This window comes from Paratractidigestivibacter sp., assembly GCF_052362415.1.
Lineage (GTDB): Bacteria > Actinomycetota > Coriobacteriia > Coriobacteriales > Atopobiaceae > Paratractidigestivibacter.
On the sequence record NZ_DAWEMK010000119.1, the window covers coordinates 1 to 5,182 of the forward strand.

Consider the following 5,182-nt stretch of genomic DNA (forward strand, 5'->3'; position numbering starts at 1 on the left):
CCCCACAGAATGGGCCTCTTGGAGCCCTCTTTTGTAAAAATGCGCGATCTCGGCGGGTATGCGGTAGCTCTCTCTTTGTTTTCGGTGGGCGGTTGCGTAAAGCCGGTCGCTTCTCTTTTCGTATTTTTGTCTTGTGACGAACGTATACTCAGGAAGGCCTAGAAGAAAGGAATTCCTATGAGTTGGTTCGAGCCTTCTTTTGCGTATCAGATCTATCCGCTTGGGCTTTGCGGTGCTCCTCACGAGAACGACGGCGTTCTCGTGCATCGTCTTCGTAAGCTCATTGACGACGGCTGGATCGACCATATGCAGAGGCTCGGAGTCACATGTCTCATCTTGAACCCTGTATTCGATAGCCTCAGTCATGGATACGATACGAGTGACTATACGAAGGTCGACTGTCGCCTAGGGGATTCCGATGACCTGAGGGCTGTGGTCGCTGCTTGCCATGAGGCGGGTATCCGAGTTCTTCTTGACGGAGTGTTCAACCATGCGGGACGCGGTTTCTGGGCGTTCAAAGACGTGCAGGAGAAGCACGGGGACTCCCCTTTTGCCAGCTGGTTCGAGATCGACTGGGGCGGGAACAACGAGTGGAACGACGGCTTCTCGTATTCCACGTGGCAGGGCGTTCCTTACTTGATTAAGCTCAACCATCATTCAAATGAGCTGAATGAGTATCTTGCCGATGTGATTCGCGGATGGGAGAGCGATTACGGCATCGATGGCCTGAGGCTCGACGTTGCGTATTGCCTCGATCGGGGATTCCTTGCCTACCTTCGCCGGATTGCCGACGAGATCTCGCAGAAGCGTGGGGATAAGTTCCTTCTCCTTGGCGAGACGATGTTCGGCGACTACAACCTTTGGATGGGCGATGAGCTGTGCGACACCGTCACGAACTACGAGGCGTATAAGGGACTCTGGTCCTCGATGAACTCCTCGAATATGCATGAGGTCGCCTATGCGCTCGAGCGTCAGAGCGGAAGCCACCCGTGGGACCTCTACACGGGTAAGCATCTGTTGGACTTCGTGGACAATCACGACGTGCCGCGCATCGCGACGAAGCTTGAAAACAAAGACCTGCTCAAACCGCTCTACGGCCTGCTCTTTGGTATGGCAGGCGTACCGTGCGTTTACTACGGGAGCGAATGGGGGATCGAGGGCGAGCAGAACTTCGGAGACTATGAGCTTCGCCCGGCGCTCGAGGAGCCTGAGTGGAATGACCTTACAGACTGGATCTCGGGCCTGGCAAAGGCGCGCGCTCAGAGCAAGGCCATCATCTGGGGCTCGTATGAGCAGCTGGCTGTTCAGCCGCTGCAACTCGTATTCCGCAGAACATTCGAGGATGAGCGTGTGATCGTGGCAGTCAACGCTTCGGCGGAACCGGCAGTGATGCACTTCGATGCCCAGTCGGGAATCGGCATAGATTTAATCTCCGGGCAAACGCATGATTTCGGCGGGGGTTCGGAGCTCGCCCCCTATTCGGTTTGCTATTGGAAATGTGAATAGCAACCGGGTTTCCCATTAAAATTCGTTTATGTTAACCGTTTACTGGACTATAACCTACCGATCACCTGATTTATACTAGGCAAGCGTAGGGTTAAACCGTGCGTAGATGCGTGCGGATATTCGAAGGGAAACGCGATGAAGATTCTGTTCTACGGTACCGCGAGCTACGACAAGGACTCCTTCACTAAGGAGCTCAAGGATTACCCTGAAATCAAGATCGACTTCATCGAGACCAACCTTACTCCGATGACTGCCGCCCTCGCCCGTGGCTATGACGCCGTCTGCGCCTTCGTTAATGCCGACGCTGGTGCCATGACCCTCGAGATTCTCGCCGGCTTCGGCGTCAAGCTCGTTCTCATGCGCTGCGCTGGCTTCGATGCCGTCAACGTGCCTGTTGCTGAGGATCTCGGCCTTAAGGTCACCCGTGTTCCCGCATACTCGCCCGAGGCCATCGCCGAGCACGCTATGGGCCTTGCCCTTTGCGCCAACCGCCGCATCCACAAAGGTTACATCCGTGTCCGTGAGAATGACTTCAACCTCGAGGGCCTCGTCGGCGAGACCCTGCACGGCAAGACCGCCGGCATTATCGGCACCGGTCGCATCGGTGCTGCGCTCTGCCGCATCTGCAAGGGCTTCGGGATGAAGGTCCTCGGCAGCGACCTCTACCCGAACCAGAAGCTCGTCGACGACGGCATCGTTGACGAGTACGTTGACTACGATGAGCTCTACCGTCGCAGCGACCTGATTTCGCTGCACGCCTTCCTTAACGAGCAGAGCCGCCACATGATCAACGACGAGTCCATCTCCAAGATGAAGGACGGCGTCATCTTCGTGAACACCGGCCGTGGTGGCCTTGTCGACACCCAGGCGCTCATCCGCGGCATCCTTTCCGGAAAGATCGGCGCCGCCGGCCTCGACGTCTACGACGAGGAGGGCCCGAACGTCTACCAGAACCGCTCCGGTGAGATTGTCGACTCCGTCACTTCTCGCCTGTGCTCCTTCCCGAACGTCGTCATGACTTCTCACCAGGCGTTCTTCACCAAGGAAGCCCTCGGCGAGATCGCGCGCGTCACGCTCGACAATGCCCGCGCGCTTGCCAACGGCACTGATTTCGTCGACCGTTCGGTTGTCTGCTAAACAAAGCTATTCGACACGCCTGAGTGCCTGTTCAACGAAACCCCGAGCCAGTAGAAAGAGGAAAACATGGCTTACAGCAAGAAGACCAAGATCGTCTGCACCATGGGTCCGGCCACCGAGGACGAGGAGGTCCTGCGCCAGCTCATCCTGCACGGCATGAACGTTGCCCGCTTCAACTTCTCGCACGGTTCCCACCAGTACCACCGCTCGATGATCGAGAAGGTCCGCCGACTCTCCGCGGAGCTCAGCATCCCCGTAGCCATCCTGCTCGACACCAAGGGCCCCGAGATCCGCACCGGCCTGCTCGAGGACGGCAAGAAGGTCACCGTCAAGACCGGCGACACCCTCGTCGTCACCGCCCAGGAGACCACCGAGGACTTCCACGGCACCGCCGAGCACATCTCGCTCGACTACCTCAACCTCCCCTCTGAGGTCGAGAAGGGCTCCATCCTCCTGATCGACGACGGCCTCATCGGCCTCGAGGTCGACCACGTCGAGGGCCAGGACATGTACTGCATCGTGACCAACGGCGGCGAGATCGGCGAGAAGAAGGGCGTCAACGTCCCGAACGTCAACATCGGCCTCCCCTCCGTCACCGCCCAGGACCGCGCCGACATCATGTTCGGCTGCGAGCTCGGCATCGACGCCATCGCCGCCTCCTTCATCCGCGACGCCAAGGCCGTCGAGGAGATCCGCAACATCTGCGTCGAGATGGGCGCGCCCAATGTCATGATCTTCCCGAAGATCGAGAGCGCCCTCGGCGTCCAGAACTTCGACGAGATCCTGCACGTCTCCGACGGCATCATGGTCGCCCGTGGCGACCTCGGCGTCGAGGTCCCGGCCGCTCAGGTCCCGCACATCCAGAAGACCATCATCAAGAAGTGCGCTGAGCACTACAAGCCGGTCATCACCGCTACCCAGATGCTCGACTCCATGCAGCGCAACCCGCGCCCGACCCGCGCTGAGGTCAACGACGTCGCCAACGCCGTCTACGACGGTACCGACTGCGTCATGCTTTCCGGCGAGACCGCTGCCGGCAAGTACCCGGTCGACGCCGTCAGCACCATGTCTGACATCTGCAAGGAGACCGAGAAGTACATCGAGGAGAACAAGAACTACTACGACCGCCACGGCGTCCGCAACGTCAACGGCGCGACCGGCTTCGCCGCCGTCGAGATGTCCGACCGCGTGAACGCCAAGTGCATCATCGTCCCGACGCACTCCGGCCGCTCCGCTCGCCTGGTCTCCAAGTTCCGTCCCGCCAAGCCGCTCTACGCCATGTCCCCCTCCGAGGAGGCCGTGCGCCGCACCTGCTTCTACTGGGGCGTCTACTCCTTCCGCACGACCGAGCAAGGCTCGCTCACGGGCACGCTCTACAACGCGCTGACCACCGCTAAGCAGAACAAGGTCGTCGAGTCCGGCGACATCGTGGTCCTCACCGCCGGCGACCCGCAGACCTCGCCGCGCCAGGGCGACTACACCACCTCCACGAACCTCGCCATGATCGCCCAGGTTCAGTAAGAGCTTATTCTTAGGTAAGCTAGCGGCCCCGCCCACTTGGACGGGGCCGTTTTTTATCTGTGGTGCGGCACTAGGCACCGCTTGCTTTTGTCGCCGTGGCGCTATGGGGTAGAATACTGAAGCTTTATAGGCGCGGCCGGCACGGCAACCTTGATGAGCCCTTGCCCTTCTCCTGGGAATTATGATCGGGCATCAATCTGCCGGCCGCAAAAAAGAGAACCCAGGAGGGGGAATCGAATGAAAGAGTATTTGTCTTCATCCGACGATGTCCTGCGCGAGCAGAACACCGATGCCGAAGGCGGCCTGAGCTCCGCCGAGGCGACGAGCCGACAGGCCAAGTTAGGCCCGAACAAGCTGGAAGAGGCCGAGAAGACCCCGCTCTGGATCCGCTTCTTCCAGCAGATGGCCGACCCCATGGTCATCATGCTGATCGTCGCCGCTATCATCAGCGCCGTCACGGGCGCCATCCAGGGGGAGATCGACTTCGCCGACGTGATCATCATCATGACGGTCGTCATCATCAACTCCGCCCTCGGCGTCATCCAGGAGGCCAAGAGCGAGGAGGCCCTCGCCGCCCTGCAGGAGATGAGCGCCGCCCAGTCCAAGGTCATGCGCGACGGCAAGCTCGTCATGTTGCACTCCTCCGAGCTCGTGCCCGGCGACATCGTCCTTCTGGAGGCCGGCGACTCCGTTCCCGCCGACTGCCGCGTGCTCGAGAGCGCGATGATGAAGATCGAGGAGGCCGCCCTCACCGGCGAGTCCGTGCCTGTGGAGAAGCACACCGACGCCATCGCCCTCGACGGCGCCGACGACGTGCCCCTGGGCGACCGCAAGAACATGTGCTACATGGGCTCCACCGTCGTTTACGGCCGCGGCCGCGCCGTCGTCGTGGGCACCGGCATGGACACCGAGATGGGCAAGATCGCGGGCGCCCTCACCGAGGCCAAGGAGGAGCTGACCCCGCTGCAGGTCAAGCTCGACGAGCTCTCGCACATCCTGACTAAGCTCGTTATCGTGA

4 protein-coding genes are annotated in these 5,182 nt (G+C 60.2%); all 4 read left to right on the forward strand.

Features of this window, described 5'->3' with window-relative positions; translation table 11 throughout:
- Positions 1–177 precede the first annotated feature (177 nt).
- Positions 178–1,506 carry an alpha-amylase family glycosyl hydrolase gene (locus tag ACT84W_RS09440; RefSeq protein WP_444329015.1) on the forward strand — a complete coding sequence of 443 codons (1,329 nt, stop codon included), beginning with the start codon at positions 178–180 and terminating at the stop codon, positions 1,504–1,506.
- Between the two features lie 135 nt (positions 1,507–1,641).
- Positions 1,642–2,643, forward strand: coding sequence for a 2-hydroxyacid dehydrogenase (locus tag ACT84W_RS09445; RefSeq protein ID WP_432291487.1), 1,002 nt, complete (start codon positions 1,642–1,644; stop codon positions 2,641–2,643).
- A gap of 66 nt (positions 2,644–2,709) precedes the next feature.
- The gene (pyk, locus tag ACT84W_RS09450) at positions 2,710–4,164 is read left to right on the forward strand and encodes a pyruvate kinase (protein WP_432291486.1); all 1,455 of its coding nucleotides are present in this window, start codon (positions 2,710–2,712) and stop codon (positions 4,162–4,164) included.
- A 237-nt stretch (positions 4,165–4,401) separates the two neighbouring features.
- Positions 4,402–5,182: HAD-IC family P-type ATPase (locus ACT84W_RS09455; protein WP_444329016.1), on the forward strand; the 781-nt coding region annotated here is incomplete at its 3' end.

Bases quoted from the DNA above. Each gene is read 5' to 3' on its own strand.
- pyk (WP_432291486.1), top strand. From the start codon at position 2,710: ATGGCTTACAGCAAGAAGACCAAGATCGTCTGCACCATGGGTCCGGCC.
- ACT84W_RS09445 (WP_432291487.1), top strand. From the start codon at position 1,642: ATGAAGATTCTGTTCTACGGTACCGCGAGCTACGACAAGGACTCCTTC.
- ACT84W_RS09440 (WP_444329015.1), top strand. From the start codon at position 178: ATGAGTTGGTTCGAGCCTTCTTTTGCGTATCAGATCTATCCGCTTGGG.